The organism is Actinoplanes oblitus, assembly GCF_030252345.1.
Taxonomy (GTDB): domain Bacteria; phylum Actinomycetota; class Actinomycetes; order Mycobacteriales; family Micromonosporaceae; genus Actinoplanes; species Actinoplanes oblitus.
In genome coordinates, this window is record NZ_CP126980.1 from 7,397,650 (window position 1) to 7,420,833 (window position 23,184).

At 72.1% G+C, this 23,184-nt stretch carries 24 protein-coding genes; 12 read left to right on the top strand and 12 right to left on the bottom strand.

Annotated elements, in window-relative coordinates:
- Positions 1-3: 3 nt before the first annotated feature.
- Positions 4-660: a nucleotidyltransferase domain-containing protein gene (locus Actob_RS32890; RefSeq protein WP_284915765.1), complete on the bottom strand. Its 657-nt coding sequence runs from the start codon at positions 658-660 to the stop codon at positions 4-6.
- A gap of 246 nt (positions 661-906) precedes the next feature.
- On the opposite strand from Actob_RS32890, the gene Actob_RS32895 reads away from it, so the two are divergent.
- The 3 genes from Actob_RS32895 to Actob_RS32905 all read left to right on the top strand — a co-directional run bounded on the left by Actob_RS32895 (position 907) and on the right by Actob_RS32905 (position 2,803).
- Positions 907-1,782, top strand: coding sequence for a hypothetical protein (locus tag Actob_RS32895; protein WP_284915766.1), 876 nt, complete (start codon positions 907-909; stop codon positions 1,780-1,782).
- Between the two features lie 92 nt (positions 1,783-1,874).
- Positions 1,875-2,315: an RICIN domain-containing protein gene (locus Actob_RS32900; RefSeq protein WP_284915767.1), complete on the top strand. Its 441-nt coding sequence runs from the start codon at positions 1,875-1,877 to the stop codon at positions 2,313-2,315.
- Positions 2,316-2,473: 158 nt separating this feature from the next.
- Positions 2,474-2,803, top strand: a complete 330-nt coding sequence (locus Actob_RS32905; protein WP_284915768.1) for a hypothetical protein — start codon at positions 2,474-2,476, stop codon at positions 2,801-2,803.
- Between the two features lie 700 nt (positions 2,804-3,503).
- Here Actob_RS32905 and Actob_RS32910 read toward each other — a convergent pair.
- Positions 3,504-4,736 (bottom strand): alpha/beta hydrolase family protein, encoded by a 1,233-nt coding sequence (locus Actob_RS32910; protein ID WP_284915769.1) that lies wholly within the window; start codon positions 4,734-4,736, stop codon positions 3,504-3,506.
- Between the two features lie 82 nt (positions 4,737-4,818).
- A complete protein-coding gene (locus Actob_RS32915) occupies positions 4,819-5,013 on the bottom strand; it encodes a type 2 periplasmic-binding domain-containing protein (protein WP_284915770.1) in 195 nt (64 codons plus the stop codon).
- 75 nt (positions 5,014-5,088) lie between these two features.
- On the opposite strand from Actob_RS32915, the gene Actob_RS32920 reads away from it, so the two are divergent.
- Together Actob_RS32920 and Actob_RS32925 are read left to right on the top strand one after the other, a co-directional pair.
- On the top strand, positions 5,089-5,832 hold the full coding sequence (locus Actob_RS32920; RefSeq protein ID WP_284915771.1) for a 3-oxoacyl-ACP reductase family protein: 744 nt from the start codon (positions 5,089-5,091) through the stop codon (positions 5,830-5,832).
- Between the two features lie 25 nt (positions 5,833-5,857).
- The gene (locus Actob_RS32925; protein ID WP_284915772.1) at positions 5,858-6,106 is read left to right on the top strand and encodes a hypothetical protein; all 249 of its coding nucleotides are present in this window, start codon (positions 5,858-5,860) and stop codon (positions 6,104-6,106) included.
- Between the two features lie 26 nt (positions 6,107-6,132).
- Here the strand turns inward: Actob_RS32925 and Actob_RS32930 are convergent, their stop codons facing one another.
- The gene (locus Actob_RS32930; RefSeq protein WP_284915773.1) at positions 6,133-7,029 is read right to left on the bottom strand and encodes a hypothetical protein; all 897 of its coding nucleotides are present in this window, start codon (positions 7,027-7,029) and stop codon (positions 6,133-6,135) included.
- 209 nt (positions 7,030-7,238) lie between these two features.
- Complete coding sequence (locus Actob_RS32935) at positions 7,239-8,333, bottom strand: RNA ligase RtcB family protein (protein WP_284915774.1); 1,095 nt, start codon at positions 8,331-8,333, stop codon at positions 7,239-7,241.
- A 120-nt stretch (positions 8,334-8,453) separates the two neighbouring features.
- Here Actob_RS32935 and Actob_RS32940 point away from each other — a divergent pair, with 120 nt between their 5' ends.
- The 4 genes from Actob_RS32940 to Actob_RS32955 all read left to right on the top strand — a co-directional run bounded on the left by Actob_RS32940 (position 8,454) and on the right by Actob_RS32955 (position 13,206).
- Positions 8,454-9,800 (top strand): AMP-binding protein, encoded by a 1,347-nt coding sequence (locus Actob_RS32940; protein WP_284915775.1) that lies wholly within the window; start codon positions 8,454-8,456, stop codon positions 9,798-9,800.
- Between the two features lie 10 nt (positions 9,801-9,810).
- Complete coding sequence (locus tag Actob_RS32945; RefSeq protein WP_284915776.1) at positions 9,811-11,706, top strand: purple acid phosphatase family protein; 1,896 nt, start codon at positions 9,811-9,813, stop codon at positions 11,704-11,706.
- 71 nt (positions 11,707-11,777) lie between these two features.
- A complete protein-coding gene (locus tag Actob_RS32950; protein WP_284915777.1) occupies positions 11,778-12,572 on the top strand; it encodes an alpha/beta fold hydrolase in 795 nt (264 codons plus the stop codon).
- Between the two features lie 82 nt (positions 12,573-12,654).
- Positions 12,655-13,206: a permease-like cell division protein FtsX gene (locus tag Actob_RS32955; protein WP_284915778.1), complete on the top strand. Its 552-nt coding sequence runs from the start codon at positions 12,655-12,657 to the stop codon at positions 13,204-13,206.
- Positions 13,207-13,378: 172 nt separating this feature from the next.
- Here the strand turns inward: Actob_RS32955 and Actob_RS32960 are convergent, their stop codons facing one another.
- Genes Actob_RS32960 through Actob_RS32970 form a run of 3 tightly spaced genes read right to left on the bottom strand, consistent with a single transcriptional unit; the run spans position 13,379 to position 16,096 of the window.
- Entirely contained in the window at positions 13,379-14,140 is a 762-nt protein-coding gene (locus tag Actob_RS32960) for a pseudouridine synthase (protein WP_284915779.1), read from the bottom strand.
- The gene (gene scpB / locus Actob_RS32965) at positions 14,109-15,143 is read right to left on the bottom strand and encodes an SMC-Scp complex subunit ScpB (RefSeq protein WP_284915781.1); all 1,035 of its coding nucleotides are present in this window, start codon (positions 15,141-15,143) and stop codon (positions 14,109-14,111) included. Before scpB ends, Actob_RS32960 begins: the two co-directional genes overlap by 32 nt.
- A complete protein-coding gene (locus Actob_RS32970) occupies positions 15,140-16,096 on the bottom strand; it encodes a segregation and condensation protein A (protein WP_284922418.1) in 957 nt (318 codons plus the stop codon). Before Actob_RS32970 ends, scpB begins: the two co-directional genes overlap by 4 nt.
- A 580-nt stretch (positions 16,097-16,676) precedes the next feature.
- Here Actob_RS32970 and Actob_RS32975 point away from each other — a divergent pair.
- Entirely contained in the window at positions 16,677-16,943 is a 267-nt protein-coding gene (locus tag Actob_RS32975; protein WP_284915782.1) for an acylphosphatase, read from the top strand.
- An 82-nt stretch (positions 16,944-17,025) separates the two neighbouring features.
- Here Actob_RS32975 and Actob_RS32980 read toward each other — a convergent pair whose 3' ends face one another.
- Positions 17,026-18,246, bottom strand: coding sequence for an adhesin (locus Actob_RS32980; RefSeq protein WP_284915783.1), 1,221 nt, complete (start codon positions 18,244-18,246; stop codon positions 17,026-17,028).
- Between the two features lie 21 nt (positions 18,247-18,267).
- The gene (locus Actob_RS32985) at positions 18,268-19,428 is read right to left on the bottom strand and encodes a hypothetical protein (RefSeq protein WP_284915784.1); all 1,161 of its coding nucleotides are present in this window, start codon (positions 19,426-19,428) and stop codon (positions 18,268-18,270) included.
- A 112-nt stretch (positions 19,429-19,540) separates the two neighbouring features.
- Here Actob_RS32985 and Actob_RS32990 point away from each other — a divergent pair, with 112 nt between their 5' ends.
- Entirely contained in the window at positions 19,541-20,533 is a 993-nt protein-coding gene (locus Actob_RS32990) for a GlxA family transcriptional regulator (protein ID WP_284915786.1), read from the top strand.
- Between the two features lie 39 nt (positions 20,534-20,572).
- On the top strand, positions 20,573-21,277 hold the full coding sequence (locus Actob_RS32995) for a DJ-1/PfpI family protein (protein ID WP_284915787.1): 705 nt from the start codon (positions 20,573-20,575) through the stop codon (positions 21,275-21,277).
- A gap of 265 nt (positions 21,278-21,542) precedes the next feature.
- Here the strand turns inward: Actob_RS32995 and Actob_RS33000 are convergent, their stop codons facing one another.
- Both Actob_RS33000 and Actob_RS33005 read right to left on the bottom strand, forming a co-directional pair.
- Positions 21,543-22,148: a zinc metalloprotease gene (locus Actob_RS33000; protein ID WP_284915788.1), complete on the bottom strand. Its 606-nt coding sequence runs from the start codon at positions 22,146-22,148 to the stop codon at positions 21,543-21,545.
- A gap of 78 nt (positions 22,149-22,226) precedes the next feature.
- Positions 22,227-23,159, bottom strand: coding sequence for a ParA family protein (locus tag Actob_RS33005; protein WP_284915790.1), 933 nt, complete (start codon positions 23,157-23,159; stop codon positions 22,227-22,229).
- Positions 23,160-23,184: the final 25 nt, after the last annotated feature.

Consider the following 23,184-nt stretch of genomic DNA (forward strand, 5'->3'; position numbering starts at 1 on the left):
GTCCTACGCGCGGTAGCCGTCGAACAGCGGACCACCCGCGCCGTCCAGCACCTCGGCGGCGATCGCGGCCGGGTCGTCGCGGGACGCCAGCCAGCGTTCGGCGAAGGCCGGGTCGTACTCGCGCAGGTTCCGCAGCAGCCACTTGCCGCCGCTGAGCCAGCGCCCGGCCGCCGCGAGGTACGCCTCGGCGGCGCCGGTCCACAGCGTCGCGGCGATCACGACGCGTTCCCCGGGGTCGGTGGCGTGCCGGAGGTCGTCGAGACCGTCGGTGAGGCCGTACCGAAGCCACTCCCGCTCGGCGGCGGTCAGCGGGGCCGGGCCGTCGGCGAGCACCCTGGCGCACCGGGCCGGCAGGTCGCCGGGGTCGCCGAGCAGCACCACGCCGTCGGCGAGCATGCGGTGGGTGCTCGGCTTGCGCTGGGCCAGCTCGCTCGCCAAAAACCCGGCGAGCCGCGCCCGGGTGTGCACGAAGAACTCCACCGGCCAGCCCCGGTGGTGCAGGCTCTCCCGGTGGCCCGGGTCGGTCTCGTCGAGCACGACGATGTCCAGGTCGGAGCCGGCCGTGCGGTGCGGGCCGACCACGCTGCCGGTCAGCAGCGCCCACTCGGCATCCGGAAAACGATCGAGGACGAGTTCGCGGGCGACATCCACCGGATCCACTGATTGCTTCCCCTCTGACCGCTCTCGGTCACGCTGAGTGGAACGTTCGATCGATGATCACCCGTTCGCTGGAAATCGGCAAACTTTTTCAAAATTCCTGGAAGGCGTTACTGACCTGCGATTTCCCGGGTCTTGACGGGCCTTTCGGGACGGCTGCCGGGTGAGTGGCATTGAACCGCCCGCCGGGCGGTCCCCGTATCGCCCCCCAACCGGTGAACATCGACGCTCAACGACGAGGAGTGCTTCATGAGGTCGCGCGCGTACCGACGTATCCAGGGCAACCAGGGGAACCGGCGCAAGGCGATCGGCGCGGCGGTGATCGCCGGCGTGCTGGTGGCCACCGGCGTGGCCGGAGTTCAGCTGGCGAACGCGAGCACCCAGCCCAAGGCCGCCGATCTGGTGAGCGTGGACGGACAGCAATTCGACGTGTCTCAATGCAAGGACCTGCAGGTGAACGCGGGCAGCGTGGTCTGCGACGGCGAGGAGTTGCAGCCGGTGGCGGCGCAGGACGCGGGCGCGGCGGCGGTCGCGTCGGCGCAGGCGCTGGAGGCGGCGTGCGACCAGTTCGCGACGGACGCCGCCGCGGCGTCCGGTGAGCAGGCCGGGCAGGCGGCGGACCAGAGCGCGGCGGAGAACAAGGCGGCGAACAAGAAGCTGGCCAAGAAGTACGTGAAGTCGCTGAAGCGGAAGAAGGCGAACGGCAAGGGCGCGGAGAACGGTAAGGGCGCGGAGAAGGGCAAGGGCGCCGCGAACGGCAAGGGCGCGGAGAACGGCAAGGGCGCGGCTGGGGAGCAGGGCGGCGCCGCTGACAACCAGGGTGCGGCCGGCGAGCAGGGCGCTGCGGGTAACGGCGCGGCGGCTCAGGCGGTCACCTCGGCGCAGGCCACGCTGCTGCAGGCCTGCCTGGCGCTCGCCGACGCCAAGGCGGTGGCCGGTGCGGGTGCCGGTGACGCCGGTGCCGGTGACGCGGGCGCCGGTGACGCGGGCGCGGGCGACGCGGGCGCGGGCGACGCCGGTGCCGCTGATGACCAGGGCGCCGCTGGGGATCAGGGTGCCGCCGGCGACCAGGGTGCGGCGGACGACGCCGGGGACGCGAGTGCGGCGCCGGCCGCGAAGAAGTGACCTTCTGAACGTACCGAAAACGGGGTGGGCTCTGATGCCCACCCCGTCCGTTCTCCTGCGGCCTCGCACCGGGATTCCTACAGTGAATGCCTATGCGCCGCATCACCCGGGCAATCGCCACGCTCACCGCCGGCTTCGCGGCCGCCGCGCCCCTGCCGGCGCCACCGCCGCTGCATCAGGGCTGGATCATGACGAGGGCGGACGGCACGCGATGCCTGACCGGCGGCGCCGTCGGCAGCATCCTGAGCACGCGGCCCTGTTCTCCGGAGACGCCCGGCCAGGACTGGTTCCAGGCGAGCACCGGCGCGTTCTACAACGGGCCGAACTGCATCCGGGCGGAGGGCACCGTGGTACGCGTCGCGGCCTGCGACGGAGCCGATCCGGCGCAGGACTGGTGGTTCGTCTCGGTGATCCGCAGCGGGCGATACGGTCCCTGCCTCACCGAGGAGACCATCGATCGGTCCGGCACCGGCGTCGTCCGCCTCCGGACCTGCACCTGGCGGCGCGACCAGAAGTGGCGGTCCGCCTCCTAGGGGCGTGTCGACCAGCAGGACGTTCCGGTTCCCGGTTCGGGGTCACCGGGCCGGCACGATCTGCGGCAGCCGTCACCACGGAAGGGTTCTCCGGCACGAAGACCGACGCGGCGGCGTGGATAGCATCGGCGGGCACCGAACCACCGGAGAGGACGACCGTGAGCGAGTACGGATATCTGCTCTGCGTGGACTGCCGCATCTACATCTGGCTCGGCAAGGCGATCAAGCACGACGACGATCGGATCGCCTATTTCGCGGTGGGAAGCCAGGAGCCGAACTGGCGCCAGCCGGGTCTGGCCCGCTCGATCTGGAAGTTCCTGGCCGAGCACGTCGGCCACCACCTGGAGTCCGTCCGGGAGTTCAGCGAACGGTACGGCCAGATGGTCGCCGACGACCCGCCGGAGGGCGACTATGTCGAAATTGGCGATTTGTCGAATACGGGCCCCACCTTCGACGAGTATCTGAGCGGATGGCCGGGCGCCGGCTGAACCGCCGGTGACCACGGGACCCGGCAGTACTGGACGTGACCCCGATCGTGCCGTTCCCCTTGTCACCGCCGCCACTCGACCTCTCTTGGTTGTCATCCGGGCATGCTGAGTGTTCGGCGGCTTTGGCGGGTGGCGGGCCGGCCGCGGTCGAGGCGGCGAACCATGGTCTTGACAGCGGCCCAGCGGATCGCCGGTGCGCGGTCAGCCAGGCGAGGCCGCGTTCAACCACCCATCGCGGCTCACGAAACGGCAGACCGGCCGGAGCCGCCGGCAGGACCTGTGCGAAGCCGCCGCTTGTCACATCGCGACCAACCGGGCCCGCGACCTGGCTCGCCCGTCCTGACCCAGGCACATGCAACGGGTGGCCGCGCTGCTCGCCGTCCTCGCCCTGGCCACCACCATGCACATCCCGGAGGCGCTGTCCAGCCTGCTCAGCGCGTTCAGCACGGCCCTGGGGACCCGGCTGGCCGGGCCGCGGGGTAGGCCTCGTCGGGGACGAGATCGTCGTCCGGGGCCGGCGGATGCGGAAGGGCTGGACCTGGAAGAGCGCCGGCGAGAACGACCGCCGGCTGGTGCTCGCCGGCGTCTCCGAGGATGTCGACTCCGACATGAACACCACGTTGTGCCTCAATAGGAAGTAGGCCGGCCCGGATCGGCGGGCCGCTCCGCCGATCCGCATCCGTCCCCGCGACGGATCACCTCAGCGGGACCCGGCGAGCTGGCTGAACCACGCCGCGATCCGGGGCACGGCCAGCAGTTCGGATCCCTCGTGGACCAGGCCGCTGTAGGACCGGTCGACACCGACGTCGACGGCCGGCACCCGGACGCCACGGGCGGCGAACGACGACCGGCACGCCGTGGTGTTGGCGTTGACCGCCTGCTCGTCGCCGGGGCTGAAGTAGAGCCGCACCGGCACCGCGGGCGTCCACTCGCAGACGCTGTCCGCCTCCCGCAAAGCCGCGGCGAACCGCGCGTTCGGGTGCAACAGCAACTTCCGGCCGCGGGCGGTGAGCAGACCGTCGATCGAGTCCGGCAGGGCGGCGAGGACCTCCGGGCCGGGGTGACTGGCGTCGAACAGCTCGCCCATCCCGGTGTATCCGGGCGCGAACACGTCGCTCGGGTCCCGGTAGATGTCGTGCGAACGGTCGTACGCCGTCAGCAGGTACGCCATGTACGCCGCCCCCAGCCTCGGCGTCACCTCGGGTGTGAACGCGGCCGGGATCTCCACCCTCCGCATCGCGTAGGCCCCGCTGATCGGGGCGACCGCGGCCGGGCGGAACCACGGGTCGGCTCCGTCCCGCAGGGCGCGGGACAGACCGAGCGCCGCCGACGCGCCCTGCGAGAACCCGGCCGCGTACACCTCGCGGTCCAGCGCGCGGCCCCGCTCGGCGACGAACGTGCGGGCGGCCCGGAGCAGGTCGAGCGAGGCGCTGGTCTCGGTCGGTACGTCCATCCACGGGTGCGGGCCGGTGCCGGCGCCCAGCCCCAGGTAGTCGGGGGCGACAGCGGCGAACCCGGCGGAGGCGAAAGTGATCGCGGGACCGGTCAGGAAGGTGTCGTCCGGGGCGACCGACGGGGCGTCGCCGCGGTACACCGAGGTGCCATGGCCGAACGAGACCGTCCGCAGGTGCCGGCCGCCGTCGCGGGGCAGGGCGAGCAGGCCGCTGGCCGTGGTCGGGCGGCCGTGCCCGTCGACGGTGCGGTAGACGAGTTGGTGCAGGCTGACGCCGTACCGGGAAGTGGTGGGGTGGAAACCCGCGGCCGTGAGCAACGAGTCGACCTCGGCCCGGGAATCGTAGGTGGCGATCGGGTGCCGCGCGAGCAGCGCGCCCCGATCGGCGCCGGGTGGGGCGGCGGCGGCCGGTGTGCCGACGGCGGCCGCCGCGACGGCCGTGAGCAGGAGCGCCGCGCTGATGCGTCGAAGTTTTCGCATGTCCTCGACGCTAGGCAGCGCGCCGGCCCGGATCGATCCTGCTGGCCGCAGTCCCGGGGTAGGGAAAAGTCCCCGGCCGGACTCAGCCAGGAGCCGGCAGCAGGGTGATCAGGGCGCGGGTGGCGGCGCCCGGCGCGCGGTCGGCGGCTATCGCCAGCGACAGCGGCCAGCACAGGTCCGCGCCGGTCACCGGCAGCACCGTGACCCCGGTGACGCCGTCCAGCACGAACCGGGGCAGCAGCGCGACCCCGGGCTGCACGGTCGGCTCGCTGAGCATCCGGCGGTGAACCCGCCGAATGCCAGGTCCGATCACCGCCAGACCGGAAAGCGTTCTTTCGGCACGCTCATCGGCATGGGAAACACTATCGAGGGCAAGGTGGCATTCGTCAGCGGCGGCAGCCGGGGAATCGGCGCCGCCGTCGCCTCGCGGCTCGCCGCGGACGGCGCCGATGTGGCCATCACCTTCCAGCAGGACAAATCACGGGCCGACGACATCGTCGAGCGGATCCGATGGCAGGGCCGGCGTGCCATCGCCATTCAGGCCGACAGCGCCGACCCGGACGCGGTAATGGACGCGCTGAACGGCACGGTCGCCGAATTCGGCCGCCTCGACATTCTGGTGAACAATGCCGCGGCGTTCCAGGCCGGTCCGATCGAGCAGGTCAGCCCGGCGGAGCTGGAGCGGGTCATCGCCGTCAACATCCAGGCCCCGTTCGTCGCGTCGCAGGCCGCGCTGCGGCACCTGACCGCCGGTGGGCGCATCATCAACATCGGCAGCAACGTGGCGGTGCGGGCCGCCTTCCCGGGCTTCGCGCTCTACTCGATGAGCAAGACCGCCCTGATCGGCCTGACCAAGGCCCTCGGCCGCGAACTCGGCCCCCGCGCCATCACCGTCAACCTGGTCCACCCCGGCGCCACCAACACCGAGATGAACCCGGCGGACGGCCCGATGGCGTCGGCCATCAAGGATCTCACCGCCCTGGGTCACTATGCGGAACCGTCCGACATCGCCGCGGTGGTCGCCTTTCTGGCATCCCCGGAAGCCCGATACCTGACCGGCGCCAGCATCAACGCCGACGGCGGTTTCACCGCCTGAGGTTCTCGTCGGCGGGGTCCGCCCCATGAACGCCGTTCCGGAATTCACCTCCCTGGAGGCGAAGAACCGGTCCGCCGGTATCTTCCGGAACGGCGAACATGCCTTCCCGACGATCAGACAAGGCTTTCCGGTACGCCGGTCGGCTCCGATCATCGGCGCCGGCGTGAACACGCGAATATCGGCAACCCTCGCCAAAGGGGTGGTGATTCCGCCACAGGGCCTGCCGAAGGGAGTCGTCGTTCTCGGTCACTCCGGGTTCGCGAGGGCCCGCTGAATCGGTGGGTGCGGCCGGCTGGGCGGTCAGGAGTCCGGGCCGGACGGGGTGAGGATCATCAGGCTGGCCGACGGGTTGACGGTGACCAGGCCGAAGAGGCCGAGCAGGGCGGCCCGCTGGTCGGTGAGGCCGTCGGCGTACCCCAGCAGGTTTTCGCCGGTGGTGCCGGCGGCGAAGGCGATCAGGTCGCCGAGGAAGCCGGCCAGCGCCGCCGGGTCGTCCGGGGCCCCGGAGACCAGCTCGACATACTGCCGGGCCAGTTCCTCGTCGTCGGCGAGCAGGGCGCCGGCCGGCAGGACGGTGCGCTCCAGGACGAAGCGGGAGTCGAGCCGGGTCAGGGCGTCGTCGCCGAGCATCACCATCTCGGCCTGGTGAACCGAGGTGGCGCAGGTGGCGGCGGCGTCGCTGTCGACCTGGTCGGCCAGGGCGGCACGCAGGACCCGGACGACGCCGGAGTTGTCCTGGCCGAGTTTGGCCCAGCCGATGATCTGCCGGATCCGGTCCGAGCGCAGCGGATCGTCCCAGGACAGCTCGGCCCGGCGCAGGTGCACGTGGTCGGCGCTGGTGAGCGGGCAGTCGTCGCCGGCCGAGGTCGAGTCGGGGGCGTGCACGGTGTGCGGCGGGAACATCAGGCCCAGCCCGGAGGCCTGGAGCCGGGGCTGGAGCCGGCCGGCGGTGGCCTGCACGACGGTGTGGTACTCCGGCCGGATCGAGCCGGCGCTGGAATGCCGCAGCGGGTAGGAGCGCAGCGGCCGGGCCTCGACCTCGAAGCCCCAGCGTTCCAGGTCGTCCTGCCGCAGCGGCTGGGGCAGTCCGAAGAGCCGCAGGTCGGGCACGAGTGGCTGGTCGATCGGCTCCCGGGCGCGGGGGATCGTCGCGGGTTCGGCGGCGGTCGGGTAGATCAAGAATTCAATCGAGGACATGGACGCTTCCTCCCGACGACCCCGGCTCGGCGTGGCGAACTGATCGGCCGGCGTCGTCCCTGACGCCTCCGGTCCCTCTCCCGGGCGAGGGAACTCGACCAACGGGCACCCCCAGGCTCCGCGAACCCATCGAGCCTGACAGATCGGCGGCGGCACCGACAGGGGCGGCGCCACGCCACTTGGCCGGAATGTGATCAGCCGGACGGCGGTCATCGCCGCCCCCGGGCCCGGTCGGCGGTCTTGTAGGTGACCACCGGCACCGTGCTCGCCACCCTGGTCGCGAGGCCGTGCTCGACCAGGTCACCGACCACCTGCTCGATCCGCTTGTACGCGGTGGGCGCCTCCTCGAACAGCAGCTGCCGGTCACCGCAGACGACGAGCGAGCCGACCGGCGTACGCCGAAGCTCCTCGACGGTGTGCTTGGCCTTGCCGCGCCGCAGGGCGTCGGCCCGCGACATCTTGCGTCCCGCGCCGTGCGCGACGGACCAGCCGGCGTCCGCGCCGGCGTGCCCGGCCACCAGGAACGACGGCGTGCCGCGGGTCCCGGCGATCAGCACGTCCCGGCCGTCGCCGTTGGCCGCGCCCTTGCGATGCAGGTAGAACCCGTCGCGCGGCTCCACCGCGTTGTGGCACTCGTCGACGATCGGCGGCTGGTACGAGGCGCCGAGCGCCTCGGCGACCCGGGCCGCCATCACCCGCCGGTTGAGCGAAGCCCAGCGCACCGCCTCGTCGTGCGCGGCGAGGTAGGCCGCCGGGTCGGCGGCCGGGCCCGCGCCGTGCACCTCGGTGTGCGCCCGCAGGATCCGCTCGCCGAGCCCGCGCGAGCCGCTGTGCACGATCAGCACCAGGTCGCCGGCGGCGAGACCGAGCCGGGTGGCGTGCTCAGCGTCGGCAACGGTACCGACGCGGGCCAATTCGACGAAGTGGTTGCCGCGGCCGACGGTACCCAGGCTCTCGGTGTCGCCGCCCGGGACGTCGGCCGCGTGGAAAAAAGAGTGGTCCGGCACGTCCAGGTCGGGGAACCGGGCGGCGAGCCGCTCCGGCACCACCCGTTTGAGCGTGATCGGGAAGACCGCGATGCCGCAGCCGATGTCCGAGCCGACCAGGAACGGGTAGAGCACCGACGAGGTCATCGCGGCGCCGATCGGGGCGCCCTTGCCGGGGTGCAGATCCGGCATGCCGGCGACGTGCCGCATGCCGGGCAGCGCGGCGACCTGGTGGCACTGGTCGAGCGCGCTGGACTCGATCCAGCTGGACGGGGACGCGAAAATGGAGACGCTAGCTGACAAAACAGACACAACCATTCCAGGGAAGGGTGAGAAGAGGACCCGGGGTGGAGGCGTCAGTACGTCATGCGCGACAGCCTTCCGGACGGCGAAATGCCGGGCAACCGAATATCCCCGGCCGGCTGGCATGATCACGTCATGCCTCTGCTCGCCGCACTGCTGCAGGACGCCGACGTCGCCGATTTCGTCGTCACCCCGGATCAGCGGGTCAGCAGCCACGAGCTGCTCGCCCGGGCGGCCGGGCTGGCCCGGGAGATCGCCGGGCGGCGCATCGTCGCGGTGAACGCGACGCCGGGGCTGGACACGATCGTCGCGGTCACCGCCGCGCTGCTGGCCGGGGTGCCGATCGTGCCGATCCCGCCGGATGCCGGCGACGTCGAGCGGGCGCACATCCTGACCGACTCCGGCGCCGAGCTGATCGACGTCGTACCGACAAGAGCCGGCAGCGTGCCGCCGGAACCCGACCCGGACCGGCCCGGCCTCGTCCTCTACACCAGTGGCACGACCGGCGCCCCGAAGGGCGTCGTGCTCTCCCGCGCCGCGATCGCCGCCGACCTGGACGCGCTCGCCGCCGCGTGGCAGTGGACCGCCGGCGACACCCTGGTGCACGGCCTGCCGCTCTACCACGTGCACGGCCTGGTCCTCGGCGTGCTCGGCCCGCTGCGGATCGGCTCGAAACTGCGGCACACCGGACGACCAACCCCTTCGGCGTACGCCGAAACGCCCGGTTCCATGTACTTCGGCGTCCCGACGGTCTGGTCCCGGATCGCGAACGCCCCGGCGGCGGCGCGTGCGCTGAGCGAGGCCCGGCTGCTCGTCTCCGGCAGCGCTCCCCTGCCCGTCCCGGTCTTCGACGCGCTCGCCGGGCTGACCGGCCAGGCCCCTGTCGAGCGGTACGGCATGACCGAGACCCTGATCACGGTCAGCGCCCGCGCCGACGGGGAACGCCGCCCCGGCCACGTCGGCCTGCCGCTGACCGGCGTGCACACCCGGCTGGTCGACGAGGCCGGCAACCCGCTGCCGGACGACGGGGTGAGCATCGGCCACCTGCAGGTCTGCGGGCCCACCCTGCTCGACGGGTACCTGCGCGGCGACGGCGTACGCCCGGCCGAGCTGGTCGACGGCTGGTTCCCGACCGGTGACGTGGCCACCATCGGCCCGGACGGCTGGCACCGCATCGTCGGCCGCGCCTCCACCGACCTGATCAAGAGCGGCGGCTACCGGATCGGCGCCGGCGAGGTCGAGGACGCGTTGCTGCTGCACCCGGCGGTGCACGAGGCGGCCGTGGTGGGCACCCCGCACCTCGATCTGGGCGAGCAGGTGACCGCGTTCGTGGTGGCCGACCCGGTCACCCCGGAGGAGTTGATCGCGTTCGTCGCCGAGCGCCTGGCCGCCCACAAGCGGCCGCGGGCGGTGCACCTGGTGCCGAGCTTGCCGCGGAACGCGATGGGCAAGGTCCAGAAAAAGCAGCTCGTCGCCGGTTAGCGTGGGGCATGTGAGTCTCACGGTCGACGAGTTCAGCGAGTGGAACCAGCAGCAGCTCGACCGGCAGCCGGTGACCCGGCGGTCGCTGCTGCTGGCGGCGATGGCAGCCGGGCTGGGCGGGTGCGCCCACGACCAGTTCCACCTGGCCGCGCGGGCGTTCGCGGCCGGCGGCGGCACCACCGGCGCGGCCGGGGTGGTGATCTCCGGCCGGCACCTGTCCTTCGTGCCGGGCGCCGGTGACATACCCCGCGACGCGATGGCGGTGACGGCGCAGCTGGTCAGCAAGACCGGCTCGCTGCCCGGCAAGCTGCGCGCCTTCGTCGACGTCGGCGACGCGCCCGGCGTGTACGGCACCCGGGTCGAGGCCGGGATCAAGCACCTGGTCGGGCAGTACGCCATCCCCGGCGGCCCGATCGGCAGCCAGTTCTACGCCAAGGCGCGGATCGGCGGGCTCAAGCCGAACACCGTCTACCACTACCGGGTGCGGCTCTCCGACGGCACGGTCAGCGGCGACGCGCACTTCACCACCGCGCCGGAGTCGGCGGTGCCGTTCACCTTCACCGCGTTCGCCGACGTCGGCACGAACACCGCGCCGAAGGACCCGGCGTACGCCTGGAAGAAGAGCCACCCCGGCTGGCCGAAGGGCATCTTCGACGACAACGCGTACGGGGCGGTCGACCCGATCGCCGGCAAGTACCCCACCGACAAGACGCCGGCCGCCACGATCACCAAGCTGATGGGCACCCAGAAGCCCGCGTTCACCCTGCTGGCCGGGGACATCTGCTACGCCAACCCGTCCGGGACCGGGCTGCCGGCCGACGACACCACGGCGCTGACCGGCAAGGCCCCGGCCGGGAAGAACCTGTTCGACCCGTACGTCTGGGATGTCTTCCTGAACCAGATCGAACCGCAGGCCGCCTACACGCCGTGGATGTTCGCCACCGGCAACCACGACATGGAACCGGTCTACGGCAACACCACCTACCTGGGCGGCAGCCCGACGCACGGGTACGGGGGGCACGTGCAGCGCCTGGACATGCCGGCCACCGGGCCGAAGGGCTGCCCGTCGGTCTACCGGTTCGTCTACGGCAACGTCGGGGTGATCTCGCTGGACGCCAACGAGCTGTCCTGGGAGTTGCAGTCGAACACCGGCTACTCCGGCGGCGACCAGGTGAAGTGGCTGACCGCGACGCTCCAGGCGTGGCGGGCGGCCGGGTCCGGGGTGGACTTCATCGTCGCGTTCTTCCACCACTGCGCGTTCTCCACGGCGCACAACCACGCCTCGGACGGCGGGGTGCGCGCCGTGGTCGACCCGCTGTTCACGAAATACCAGGTGGACCTGGCCGTGCAGGGGCACAACCACCTGTTCGAGCGGACCGACCCGATCCGGCACGGCAAGCGGACCAAGGCCGCCCCGGACGGCGCGACGGTGCATCCGGCGCAGGACGGGGTGACGTACGTCTGTGTCGGCTCCGGCGGCCGGCCGCGCTACCCGTTCCGCCCGGCGCCGGGCCCGGACGCGCCGCCGCCGGCCGGGGTCACCCCGAAGGACGAGCGGAAACTGCCCGAGGGGCAGCGCTATCGCGGGCACCGGCCGAGCGGCCGGGAGAACACCTCCTCGACGGTGGACAACAGCTACTTCTGGACCAAGGAGAAGGGCAAGCCGAAGAAGGGCAAGGGCGCGCCGACCGGGGCCCGGGTGCCGGAGTCGGTGGACTGGTCGCAGGTCCGCTACGACGGTTACGCCTTCATCGCCGTCGACGTGGCACCGCCCGCGGCGACCGGCGGCAGCACCACGATGACGGTGCGCACCCTCGCGGACGCCCTGCCCGGCAGCGGGAAGCCGTACACCGAAATCGATCGGATCGTGCTGAAGCGGACGTCCGGGCTGGTCATCGCCCGGTGACCCGTCCGCCACAGCCACCGCGCCGATATTGGATCTTCCCAAGGCGGGGTGCGGATTCCTAGCGTGTGGCCATGACACGCACGGCAGAGGTCAACGGGATCACGGTCAGCTTCGGCGAGGCGGGCATCGGCCCCGCGTTCGTCCTGGTCCACGGGCACCCGTTCGACCGCTCGATGTGGCGGCCGCAGGTGGCCTCCCTGACCGCCGCCGGCTACCGGGTGATCACCGCCGACCTGCGCGGATACGGCCGATCCACAGTGGTGCCCGGGCTGACCACGCTGGAGACGTTCGCCCGGGACACCTTCGCGCTGGTCGACCACCTCGGCGTCGACGAGGTGGTGCTGGCCGGCCTGTCGATGGGCGGGCAGATCGCGATGGAGTGCTACCGGCTCTTCCCGGAACGCATCCGCGGCCTGGTACTGGCCGACACGTTCGCGCAGGGCGAGACGCCGGAGGGGCACGCGTACCGCAACCGGGTTGCCGACCGGCTGCTGGCCGAGGGGATGGCCGGCTACGTCGCCGAGAACCTGTCGAAGATGCTTGCCGCCTACAACGTCGAGGCGATGCCCGACGTCGCGGCCCACGTCCGCACCATGATGCTGAACGCCCCACCGGCCGGCGCCGCCGCGGCGCTGCGCGGCCGCGCCGAACGCCGGGACTACCAGGAGCTGCTCACCAAGGTGTCGGTCCCGGCCCTGGTCGTGGTCGGCCGCGACGACGAGTTCACCCCGGTCGCCGACGCCGAGCTCATGCACCGGCTCATCCCGGACGCGACCCTGGCCGTCATCGACGGCGCCGGCCACCTGCCCAACCTGGAACAGCCGGCCGCCTTCAACGCCGCCCTGCACCACTTCCTCGACCGGTAGCGTCCCGGCCGGTGCCCGGGACACCACCGAAATGCGCTCCCGGCTCCCGCGGGACCGGCCGGGCCGGTAAGGTTCCGCGATCGTGAGTGATGTTTCCGCGCAGCCGGGCGAACCGGTCGAGACGCCAGCGCCGAAGACCCCGTCCGGCCGCTTCGCGGCACCGGTTCCGGAGCCGCGACCGAGCCGCGGGTGGCTGGTGCCGGCGTTGATCGCGCTGGTCGTCGGGGCCGGGGCGACCTTCGGCGGGCTGTGGCTGGCCGGGTGGCGGCCGGCCGGCGACCAGCCGGCTGCCGAGCGCGAGTACAGCGTGCTCGTCGTGCTGAAGCAGGACGCCACCCCGGAGCAGAAGGACGCCGTCAAGGCGACCCTGACCGGGCTGCCCGGCCGCGACGGCGACGCCCGGCTGGTCAGCAAGGCCGAGGCGTACGCCGAGGCGCAGAAGGCCTACCAGGGCACCGACATGCTCAAGGACATCACCGAGGCGAAGATGCCGGAGTCGTTCCGGGTGGTCAGCAAGAGCGTGTCGTTCTCCTGCACGCCGCTCAAGCCGCTGGCCGACAACAAGGGCGTCTCCAAGCTGTCGGTCGTCGTGCGCGCCACCGAGGACCAGCCCGGCGCGACGATCAACTGCTGACCGGCGCTCCCTGAGGCGCGCCGGTCAGCGCACGAACCACGCCGGCCACCCCGAGCGGGTGACGCCGCGCCGGTCGGCGGCGGCCACCCCGGGCGGGGTGACACCGCGCCGATCGGCGCCGGCCACTGCGGGCGGGGTTACACCGCGCCGATCGGCGGCCGGCGCATGCCGGTCAGGCTTCGTCGCCGACGGCCTTGAACAGGGCGGCGACCTCGGCGTTCGACAGGTGGCGGAAACCGCCCGGACGCAGGTCACCGAGCCGGATCGGGCCGACAGCGGTCCGGATCAGTCGGGTCACCGGGTGACCGACCTCGTCCATCATCCGCCGGACGATGTGCTTGCGGCCCTCGTGCAGCGTCAGCTCCACCTGCGCGGTCTTGCCGATCGCGTCGACCAGCCGGAACGCGTCGACCTTGGCCGGGCCGTCCTCGAGCACCACGCCGGCCTGCAGCGCGCGGCCGACGCTGCGCGGCAGCGGACCCATCACCTCGGCCAGGTAGGTCTTGGACACCCCGAACGACGGGTGCATCAGCTTGTGCGCCAGCCCGCCGTCGTTGGTGAGCAGCAGCAGGCCCTCCGAGTCGGCGTCGAGCCGGCCGACGTGGAACAACCGCTGCTCGAAGTTGCCCTGCAGGAAGTCGGCGAGCTCGGTGCGGCCCTTCTCGTCGTCCAGGCTGGCCACCACGCCGCGCGGCTTGTTCAGCGCGACGTAGACCAGCTTGGTGTTGGTGATCACGCGAGCGCCGTCGACGTAGATCTCGGCGGTGGCCGCATCGACCTTGTCGCCGAGCTTGGCGACCCGGCCGTTGACCGTGACGCGGCGCCGGAAGATCAGGTCTTCGCAGGCGCGGCGGGATCCAACACCGGCCGCGGCCAGGACTTTCTGAAGGCGTTCGGCGGTGTCAGCCTGAGGCATCGAGCACTTCTTCCACATCGTCGGGCAGGAACGGAGCGAGCGGCGGCAGCTGATCGACCGAGTTCAGGCCGAGCTTCTCCAGGAACAGAGCGGTCGTCCGGTACAGGTATGCCCCGGTTTCCGGCTCGGTGCCGCACTCCTCGATCAGGCCGCGAGTGACCAGCGTACGCATCACCCCGTCACAGTTCACACCGCGGATGGCCGAGATGCGCGACCTGGTCACCGGCTGTTTGTAGGCGACCACGGCGAGTGTCTCCAGGGCCGCCTGGGTCAGCCGCACGGACTGACCGTCCAGCACGAACCGCTCCACGTACGGGGCGTACTCCGGACGGGTGTACAGCCGCCAGCCGCCGGCCACCCGGCGCAGGTCGAACCCGTGCCCGGCCGCGGTGTAACGCGCCGAGATGTCGTCGAGCGCCCGCGCGACCCGCTCGACCGGCTGCTCCAGGACCTCGGCCAGCTTCAGCTCACCGGTCGGCTCGTCGACCACGAGCAGGATCGCTTCCAGGGTCGCGGCCAGCTCGGCGTCATCCAGGACCCGTTCGGTACGGTCGTCGCCGCCCGTGACGGCCACGTCCTCCCGGGGTCCGGTCGCCTGCGCCGGCACGGCGGGAACCGGAGCCGTGACGTCGGCGACATCCCCGGCGAGGCGCTCCGCGGTGTCGTGATATCCGGCCAGATATCCGATAGCGGCGGCCTGGTCGGCCGGCGCGCTCTCCGGCTCGTCGTCCGGTCCCTCGACGGTCTCCGGGCGGGCGGGCGCGTCAACCGGCACGCTCTCCTCCGGCTCGTCGTCCGCCTGCTCGGCCGCCTCCTCCACCGAGTCGGGCAGCGGGAGCTCCGGCCCCACCTCGACCTCGGTGGGCTCGGGTCCGTCGTCGTCCGGCACCATCTGCGGTGCGTCGACAGCCTCCGGCCGGCCGGCCTGGAACTCCCGGTCCGGCTCATCCTGCTTGCGCTCCCACGGTGGCACCCACGCGCCCATCTGCGCGGCCAGGGAGTCGGGACGCTCGTCGCTCACTGTTGTTTCTCCTCCAGGACCGCCTCGCCGCCCCCGCCAAGATCGCTAGCCGGGGCCGTCACGTCAAGTGCGCTCGCGGGCGAATCGTCCGAACCGGTGTCGTTGTCACTGCCAGCATCGGACCTGGCACCCTCCGGACGGTCCGGTTTGTCAGTAATCTTTTCCGGGCTGCCCTCGTAGTCGTCGACGGTCAGCTCGGCCTCCTGGTCACCACCGATCCAGCGAACGGTCAACTCGTCCAGCGACACCGGCTGCTCGAAGTCGATGAGATTCTGCCGGTACAGCTCCAGCAGGGCGAGGAAGCGGGCCACCACCTCGAGCGTGGTGTCACAGTCGGCCACGAGCAGGCCGAAGGTGGCCACGCCGGCCCGGCGCAGCCGGTCACGCAGCAGCTCGGCGTGCTCCCGGACGCTGACCCGGACCTGATGGATGTGCGCGATCGACACCTGCGGCGGCCCGGGTTTCGGGGTGAACTGCTTGAGCGCCAGCTTGAACAGCCGCTGCGCGCCGATGCCGAGAACCAGCTCGGGCAGCGCCTCCGCGTAGCGCGGCTCCAGGGTGACCAGCCGGGGCCAGCGCTTGGCACCGGCCGCCTCCAGCTCGGCGAGGTGGGCGGCGGCCTCCTTGTACGCCTTGTACTGCAGGAGCCGGGCGAAGAGCAGGTCGCGCGCCTCCAGCAGCGCCAGGTCCTCCTCGTCCTCGACCTCGGCGGAGGGCAGCAGGCGAGCCGCCTTCAGATCCAGCAGGGTCGCCGCCACCAGCAGGAACTCGCTCGCCTCGTCGAGATCCCAGTCGTCGCCCATGCCCCTGATGTAGGCGATGAACTCGTCGGTCACCCGGTGCAGCGCCACCTCGGTGACGTCCAGCTTGTGCTTGCCGATCAGCTGGAGCAGCAGGTCGAACGGCCCCTCGAAGTTCGCCAGCCGCACCCGGAACTTGCCGTCGTCGGGCACCTCGCCGCCCGTGGCGGCCTCTCCCCCGGTGACCTCGCCGTCCGTGATGGTCTCGCCCGCGGTCGCCCCGCCGCCCGCAATCGCCTCGCCACCCGTGATGGTCTCGCCCGCAGTCGCTCCGGCACCCGCGATGGCCTCGCCCGCGATGGCCGCGTCGGACCCGCCGGGCGCTCCCGGGGCGGGCCGCTCGGCGGAGTTTCCGCGATCGGCCTCCGTGGCCACGGCGAACGCCGCATCATCGGATGCGGTGGGCTCCAGGTCGGGCTGGAGGGCGGCGCCGGACAGCGGCTGGGCAGGCTCTTCAAGCACGTGCCGACCGTAGACCATGCCTGTGACAACGTGCTCCGGGCTCACGCCGGTACCAACGCCACAACCGGTGCCCGGTTGCTGGCCAGCCGATCTTCGCAATCACCCGGACCGGCTGCGCGCTCACCCATCGCCACCGGACAACGCCATCACCGGCCCGCCGAAGCACCTCCCGGCCCGCACCTGACAATGTCGCAACCGGCCCGCCGAAGCACCTCCCGGCCCGCACCCGGCAACGCCGCGCCGAAGCGTCGAGGCGCCGTAGAGTGAACCGATGATCCGCACCCGGGTTCTTGCCTCCGGCACGGTGCAGGGCGTCTTCTTCCGCGACAGCTGCCGCCGGGTCGCCCGCGAGCACGGCGTGGCCGGCTGGGTCAGGAATCTGCCGGACGGCCGCGTCGAAGCGGTGTTCGAGGGCCCGGCCGACGCGGTCGCCCACCTGGTGACCTGGGCGCAGTCAGGCCCCTCCGGCGCCGAAGTCACCGGGCTGGAAGCCCGCGACGAGCCGCTCGAAGGCCTCACCACCTTCGAAATCCACTGATTCGTGGCCCCATCCGCTCCAGCTCACCGCCTGGAGCATCCTAGGAGGATAGGTAACCCGCCGTGGCGGCATCGGGTACTCCTCAGACCGGAGGTGTGGAGTCGCCCCGCTTGTCAGCCGGTGATGCTTGCTCCGCGGCGGACCCGGTATGAACCTCACCGGAGGCAGGTCCGTCCGGGTCAGGAGAGCCGGAAGCAGGAACGCCGGACACTGGGGAGCCGATGGAAACAGCGCTGAAAGCAGGCGTGCCGGACGTTGGAGAGCCGCTGACATCAGGCGTGCCGGACTCCGGGGAACCGGCCGGAGGGGCGACAGAAGCAGGAACGCCGGGCCCTGGAGAGCCGCTGAAAGCGGGCGTGCCGGAAGCGGGCGCGGTGGGCGGCGGGGTCGGTGAGGTGGCCGGCGGGGCGAAGGCGTCCGGCGGGTAGGTGCCCGGGGCGTACCCCGAAGGCATCGGCCCCGACTGGGGCGGCCCGTAAGCGGACGGCGGGCCGTAAGCCGGCGGTGTGGCCCGGGTCCGCAGGTCGCACACCGGGACCTCGGCCCCGAAGGCCGGCGCCAGCGGCACCACCGCGCCCTGCGCCGCCGCCTCCGCGCCCTCCCGGACCGCCGCGTGGACCGCCTCGCGCAGCGCCCGCGCCCGCTCGGTGCGCAGCATCCGGCCGATCGGCACGCACCTGCCGAACATGCCGCCGGCCAGGTCTTTCAGGAAGTGCCCGAGCAGCGTGGCGCCGCGCCCGCCGCGCCACGTGGTCCAGCCGAGATAGAGGCTGCTGCCGTAGGGGAAGACCGTGACGTTCACCCGGTAGGCGCGATCGGTGATCTCCAGGCGGTTGTTCAGCACCTCCGGGGCGAGCAGGTCGCTGCGGACCCGGACCGCGTTCGCCGCCACCGGGATACCGCGCCGGCGCAGGGTGCCGTAGATCGCCGCGTACGCCGAGTCGGCACCCTGCCACCGGTCCTCAAGCAGCGTCTTCCACTCGGCGATCGGCTCGTCGACCCGGGCCGCCAGCAGCACCGTCCAGAAGAGGAGGAAGGCGAGCATCGACCCGGCCGAGAACAATCCGTCCCCCGGCGTGCCGGAATCGAACACGCTCGGCTCGGAGGCGGCGAAGACCAGCAGCGCCAGGAAGGAGAAGACCGCCCAGACGACGAACGCCGGTACGGCCGCCAGCAGCCAGAGCCGGAGCAGCGTCCCGGCCGGCACCGACTCGTCCAGCGCGATCTCCACCGGGGTGTGCCGCAGCCCCTGCATCCGATAGGCGACGTCACCGTTGCCCGGGCCGAGAGCCGGCATGCTCATAACTCCTCCATGAGTCGGGAATCAGGTGAGGGCGACCTGGATGCCGTTCGGTGTCGCCTGGGCGCTCCCGTAGATCCGGAAGGTGCTGTCGCCGCTCTGGGACTTGTGGGCGCCCTGGTAATCGGTGTAGGTCGCGCTCCAGTGCACCCGGCCGGTGCCGTCGTCGGCCAGCTGCACCGACGACGTGGCGTACCAGAACGCGCTGTCGCCGCGCACGCTGACCGCCGGGTACGCGGTGATCGACCACCGTACGGTCGCGCCGGTGCCGGGGATGTTCAGTCCGAACGGGCATCCGGCCGGCTGCGCCAGGGTGCTGGTCGCGCACTCGTCGAGCGTGGCCCTGACCTGAGCCTGGATGCTCTCCCGCGCACCGGCGGCGAGCTCCGGCACGTCGAATCGGGCCGCTGCCAGGTAGACCGCCCGCCCGGTGGCCGCGACGCCGGCGCGCCGCGGGACCGTGGTCACCCTGCTCCCGGCCAGCAGCGTGTTGCCGGCCGCGACCACCTCGTACGCCCCGGGGAAGACGTAGGCCTCGCGGGTCCCGCCGAGCGCCACCCCGTTCACCGTCACCGCGCGGCCCCGCTCGCCGTCGACGCCGAGCAGGACCAGCGGGGACTCCAGCCGGTAGCCGGCCGCCGAGTCGACCACCGTCAGGTTCTGGCTGATCGTCCGGTCGGCGGCCCGGTAGGTGACCGGGACCTGCCAGCCCCGGCCGGTGAGCGGGAGGTCCGACGCGGTGGCGTCACCCACCTCGGCGTCCCGGGGCCGGTAGCGGTCCTCGGCCAGGGCGGCGCCGGTGAGCAGCGGGTACCTGGTGGTGTCCTGGAACGAGTCGGCGGCCGCCAGCAGGTTCAGCGCCGCGCCGGCGTCACCGTCGGCGAGGGCGTCGAAGTAGTCGGCGGCGACGTCCTCCGGGCCGTTCCGGGCCAGCCGGACCGCCCCGAGCGCCAGCCCGCCGGCCACCAGCAGCAGGACGGCCACCGCCGCGACGATCGGGACGGCCCGCCGTGGGCGTACCGGAAGAGGACCGGGACCGAGGGTGAGCGACGGACCCGGGAGATGCGCGGCGGGCGCCGCGGGCGCCGGGGCGGGGACGGCGACAACCGGCGCGGCGCAGTAGCCACACCACTGCTGGTCCACCGGCACGTCACCGCCGCAGCGGAAGCAGAGGACGCTCTCCATGTCCGCACTCCTCGGACAGTCACCGCAAGTCACCGGAACCGTACACGAACCACCGCGTATCGGATACCTGGTTGGAGAACGGTCAGCCGACCGGCTTCCTAGACTGGCCGGCATGCCGGAACGCGTGGTCGTGGTCGTCGCCTACGACGGGGCGGAACTGCTCGACATCGCCTGCGTCACGTCCGCCCTCGACATCGCCAACCGGATCGGCGCCGACCCGCCGTACCGGACGGTGCTGGCCACCCTCGGCCGCCGCCCGGTCGCCTGTGACTCCGGCCTGCGCCTGGACGCCGGCGCCGCGCTGGAGCGGATCAACGAGCCGCTCGACACGCTGCTGGTCACCGGCGGCAACGGACATGAGCGTGCCGCCGCCAGTCCACTGCTGGTCGGGCACGTACGCCGGCTGGCAGCGCTGTCCCGCCGGGTCGCCTCGGTCTGCACCGGCTCCACCGTGCTGGCCGAGGCCGGCCTGCTCGACGGCCGCCGCGCGACCACCCACTGGCGGTACGCCGCGACGCTGGCCGCCCGCTACCCGGACGTGCTGGTCGACGCCGAGCCGGTGTGGATCCGGGACGGGCGGGTGGCCACCTCGGGCGGGGTGACCAGCGCGCTCGACCTGACCCTCGCCTTCATCGAGGAGGACCACGGGCCGGCCGTCGCGCGCGGCGTGGCCCTGGGCACCGTCGCCTACCTGCAACGGCCGGGCGGGCAGGCGCAGATCAGCATGTTCCTGGCCCGGCGCGGCACCGACGACTACGTGGTCCGCCGCGCCACCGACCACATCGCCGGGCATCTCACCGACGACCTGAGCGGCGGCGCCCTGGCCCACCGGTTCGGCGTCAGTGAGCGGCACCTGGCCCGGCTCTTCCAGGCCTACGTGCAGCTCACCCCGGCCCAGTACGTGCGCCGGGCCCGCACCGAGGCGGCCGCGCACCTGCTCACCGCGACCGCGCTGCCGCTGTCGGCGGTGGCCAGGCGCTGCGGTTTCGGCTCCACGGAGTCGCTGCGGCAGGCCTTCGCCGACCGGTACGGCATGCCGCCGTCCCGCTATCGGTCGCAGAAATCCGGCACAGGTGCCCACGGATCCGGACCGCACCCGGCCTGATCGCGGTGCCCGGCGCGGGCGCCCAGCAGCATCGGTCCCATGCAGATCGCCATCGTGCTCTATCCCGGGATGACCGCCCTGGACGCCATCGGTCCCTACGAGATCCTGCGCTTTTTGCCGGACGCCGAGCTCCGCCTGGTCGGCACCGAGACCGGCCCGCTGATGACCGACAGCGGCGTGCTGGCCCTCGGCGTCACACACAGCTTCGCCGAGACGCCCCGCCCGGACCTGGTCCTGGTGCCCGGTTCCGGCCCGAACACCGCCACCGCGATGGCCGACAAGCAGCTCACCGACTGGCTGCGCCGGGTGCACGAGACCACCACCTGGACCACGTCGGTCTGCTCCGGGGCGCTGATCCTGGCCGCCGCCGGCCTGCTCGACGGCCGCCCGGCCACCACCCACTGGATCGCCCAGAGCGCCCTGCCGGCCTTCGGCGCCGAGCCGCGCCGCGACGACCGCATCGTCCGCTCCGGCAAGATCGTCACCGCTGCCGGTGTCTCGGCCGGCCTCGACCTCGCTCTCTGGCTCACCGGTGAGATCGCCGGCCGCGACCACGCCGAGCTGGTCCAGCTCTACATCGAGTACGACCCGCGGCCCCCGTTCGACGCCGGCCACCCGAGCAAGGCCCGCAAGGAGATCTTCGACCGCGCCAACCGCCTGGGCCGCCAGATCGCCCTGAGCCCCGGTGAGTTCAAGGCCGCCGCCACCGTGGCCTGGCGCCGCGTCCTGACCCGACGGTCCTGAGAAAGGGTCACACACCGGCCGCCGAAGACACCCACCTGAACCCCGATGCGATCGGGAGCCGAGACGTCCCCGGCAGTCCCGCACGGGGTTTCGGTGACCACCCGCGGACAATGAAGAGTGGGCTGATCGTCCTGGACGCGCAGCGGCCAGATCAGCCCACTCGGCCCGCGCGGGAGCATGCGATCCGCACCACAGCGGACGCGCGTACCTGAAGAATTTGATCTTGATCTTCTACCGCAGACACGCGGCGGCGGTCGTCGAAGCGCTATCCCCAGACGCGCAGGAACAGGTTGCCGAGGATGTCCAGGATGCGCAGGACCAGTGGGTAGCCGCCGGGGAAGAGGCTGAAGATCAGCAGCAGCAGGATGCCGATGTTCTTGTCCTCCAGCCACAGGCGCATCCACTGCATGCTGTGGCCGGGGTGCGGCAGCGCGTAATACAGGATGCCGAAACCGTCCAGCGGCGGGATCGGGATCAGCGCCAGCAGGCCGAAGGCGAGCAGGCCACCGCCCAGGGAGAGCATGATCTGCTCGGTCCAGGTGCTGCCGGCGCCGTGCAGGACCGCCGCGACGCTGAGGTCGTGGAAGGTGCTCGCGTCCGGAGTGGCGAGGGCGAAACCAGCCAGGACCAGCTCCCCGGCGAGGATGCAGGCGACCGGGCCGGCGGCGAAGACGGCGGCGGCCCGGCCCCGGCCGCGCCAGCGGGGCACGTCGTCGACGGTGAGCTGGCGGCCCCAGCCCATCCCGCCGAGGGCCGCGCCGACGGCGCCGAACGGGTCGATGTCGCGGCGCGGGCTGGGGGTCATCGTGTCACCGCGCTCGGCCAGGCCGACGGTACGCGCGGTGAACCGGATGGCGAATGCGCGCAGCATCAAGCCACAGAGAAACGAGACGACCAGTGCGGCGAACGCGACCGGTGTCCCGAGCGCGAAAAGCACGGGGCCTGGACCCTACCCTCGTTCTGCCTTGGCGGCGATGACCTCACGAGCGAGCTGACGATAGTTGCGGGCGCCCGAGGACGCCGGATCCAGACTAGTGATCGGAGCGCCGGCCACGGTCGACTCCGGGAACTTCACCGTCTTGGTGATCACCGTCTGGTACACCTTGTCGCCGAACGCCTCGACCACCCGCTGCAGCACCTGCCGGCAGTGCGTGGTGCGGGAGTCGTACATGGTGGCGAGGATGCCCTCGAGCTCCAGGTCGAAGTTGAGCCGCTCGCGGACCTTGTCGATCGTGTCGAGCAGCAGGGCGACACCGCGCAGCGAGAAGAACTCGCACTCCAGCGGGATGAGCACGCCGTGCGCGATGGTCAGCGCGTTGATCGCCAGCAGGCCCAGGGAGGGCTGGCAGTCGATCAGGATGAAGTCGTACTCCTTGCGGACCGAGCGCAGCGCCCGGGCCAGGGCCATCTCCCGGGCCACCTCGTTGACCAGCTGGATCTCGGCCGCGGAGAGGTCGATGTTGGCCGGGAGCAGGTGCAGCCCGGCGACATCGGTCTTGATGATGACGTCCTCGGTGGTGACGTCGTCCTGCATGAGCAGGTTGTAGATGCTCAGGTCGAGGTTGTGCGGGTTGACGCCGAGACCGACCGAGCAGGCGCCCTGCGGGTCGAAGTCGACGAGCAGCACCTTGCGGCCGTACTCCGCGAGCGCGGCACCCAGGTTGATGGTGGTCGTCGTCTTTCCGACGCCACCCTTCTGGTTCGCCAGCGCGATGATCCGGGCCGGACCGTGCCGATCGGTGGGCATCGGCTCCGGGATCGGCCGGCGCATCGTGTACGCCGTGGGGTCGGCAGGACCGAGGTCGGCACCCAGATCCAGGGAATTCTGCTGATCGCGGAGCGCGGTGGTCCAGGCCTCCGCACGGTCGCCGCTCCCTGACATCGCCCTCGCCCCCTCCCGACTCGAT

Excerpts from the sequence above, each read along its gene's own strand:
- Actob_RS32980 (WP_284915783.1), bottom strand. The coding sequence starts at position 18,246 with ATGAGCATGCCGGCTCTCGGCCCGGGCAACGGTGACGTCGCCTATCGG.
- Actob_RS32895 (WP_284915766.1), top strand. The coding sequence starts at position 907 with ATGAGGTCGCGCGCGTACCGACGTATCCAGGGCAACCAGGGGAACCGG.
- Actob_RS32935 (WP_284915774.1), bottom strand. The coding sequence starts at position 8,333 with ATGGTTGTGTCTGTTTTGTCAGCTAGCGTCTCCATTTTCGCGTCCCCG.
- Actob_RS32930 (WP_284915773.1), bottom strand. The coding sequence starts at position 7,029 with ATGTCCTCGATTGAATTCTTGATCTACCCGACCGCCGCCGAACCCGCG.
- Actob_RS32950 (WP_284915777.1), top strand. The coding sequence starts at position 11,778 with ATGACACGCACGGCAGAGGTCAACGGGATCACGGTCAGCTTCGGCGAG.
- Actob_RS32915 (WP_284915770.1), bottom strand. The coding sequence starts at position 5,013 with ATGCTCAGCGAGCCGACCGTGCAGCCCGGGGTCGCGCTGCTGCCCCGG.
- Actob_RS32925 (WP_284915772.1), top strand. The coding sequence starts at position 5,858 with ATGAACGCCGTTCCGGAATTCACCTCCCTGGAGGCGAAGAACCGGTCC.
- Actob_RS32960 (WP_284915779.1), bottom strand. The coding sequence starts at position 14,140 with ATGTGGAAGAAGTGCTCGATGCCTCAGGCTGACACCGCCGAACGCCTT.
- Actob_RS32900 (WP_284915767.1), top strand. The coding sequence starts at position 1,875 with ATGCGCCGCATCACCCGGGCAATCGCCACGCTCACCGCCGGCTTCGCG.
- Actob_RS33000 (WP_284915788.1), bottom strand. The coding sequence starts at position 22,148 with ATGCTGCGCGCATTCGCCATCCGGTTCACCGCGCGTACCGTCGGCCTG.
- Actob_RS32995 (WP_284915787.1), top strand. The coding sequence starts at position 20,573 with ATGCAGATCGCCATCGTGCTCTATCCCGGGATGACCGCCCTGGACGCC.
- Actob_RS32940 (WP_284915775.1), top strand. The coding sequence starts at position 8,454 with ATGCCTCTGCTCGCCGCACTGCTGCAGGACGCCGACGTCGCCGATTTC.
- Actob_RS32975 (WP_284915782.1), top strand. The coding sequence starts at position 16,677 with ATGATCCGCACCCGGGTTCTTGCCTCCGGCACGGTGCAGGGCGTCTTC.
- Actob_RS32920 (WP_284915771.1), top strand. The coding sequence starts at position 5,089 with ATGGGAAACACTATCGAGGGCAAGGTGGCATTCGTCAGCGGCGGCAGC.
- Actob_RS32985 (WP_284915784.1), bottom strand. The coding sequence starts at position 19,428 with ATGGAGAGCGTCCTCTGCTTCCGCTGCGGCGGTGACGTGCCGGTGGAC.
- Actob_RS32990 (WP_284915786.1), top strand. The coding sequence starts at position 19,541 with ATGCCGGAACGCGTGGTCGTGGTCGTCGCCTACGACGGGGCGGAACTG.
- Actob_RS32910 (WP_284915769.1), bottom strand. The coding sequence starts at position 4,736 with ATGCGAAAACTTCGACGCATCAGCGCGGCGCTCCTGCTCACGGCCGTC.
- Actob_RS33005 (WP_284915790.1), bottom strand. The coding sequence starts at position 23,159 with ATGTCAGGGAGCGGCGACCGTGCGGAGGCCTGGACCACCGCGCTCCGC.